The sequence below is a fragment of the Elstera litoralis genome (assembly GCF_000963705.1).
In the GTDB taxonomy this organism is placed as follows: Bacteria; Pseudomonadota; Alphaproteobacteria; order Elsterales; family Elsteraceae; genus Elstera; species Elstera litoralis.
In genome coordinates this window covers 1-754 of the sequence record NZ_LAJY01000940.1, presented here as the reverse complement: position 1 = coordinate 754, position 754 = coordinate 1, and the positions used below count along the sequence as shown (strand labels likewise).

General features: G+C 44.2%; 1 protein-coding gene. It reads left to right on the top strand.

Annotated elements, in window-relative coordinates:
- The first annotated feature begins 114 nt into the window (after positions 1-114).
- Entirely contained in the window at positions 115-657 is a 543-nt protein-coding gene (locus VZ95_RS23660) for a GNAT family N-acetyltransferase (RefSeq protein WP_198148471.1), read from the top strand.
- Positions 658-754 lie beyond the last annotated feature (97 nt).

The window sequence follows — 754 nt, the reverse complement described above, 5'->3', positions numbered from 1 at the left end:
GATCGCGCTTTGGCTGTATTGGGGCTACCGGGGGAGTTTTCGGTCTAGTCAGGCGGCGGCGGAATAGAGTTCCGCGAATAAATCGGTGGAGGATTCACCAGTTGAACTATTAAATTGATCGAGATTTTTTATACAATATCCATTCCAGAGGTTTTATCCGAGGCGCAACGCAACGGCCTAAGAACTCTGTGGAAACACACTTGGATGGCAACATATCTTAAAGTTTTAAGCGATAAAGAATTAGAAAATTTAATTTCGACGTTGGATGATCGAGAATTAAGTTCGATGCTTTCGGGCGACGGGGTAAAAATAGCTTTAGCATATTTAGACGATACAATTATTGGAAGTGCGATTTTTAAGGAGGTTGGCGCCATCTCTTATCTGTGGGGCATGTATATTATGCCAGAATATCAACGGCAAGCTATTGGTCATGGCTTAATTCGGTTGCTGGTAGAGAACATAAAAGCCTCCACGGAAATTCATGTTTATGTTCTTGAGACAAGTGCATCTGCGATAAGATTTTACGGAAGCCTGGGTTTTAGTGAGGTTTCTAGAGAAAATATCGAGCTTTCGCCGGGATTAATCGTCAATTCCGTGTTGAGGTCTGCAAAGTTAGATACACTTAGAGCAAATTTAAACTCTACTGGAACCGCGTGACGCTGAGAATCAAAAGAGCCTACGAGTTCGAAAGCCGCGCCAAAATCTCCGCCAACGTAGTTTTATCCAGCTCCCCGATCCGCTCCGCCAGCCGGTT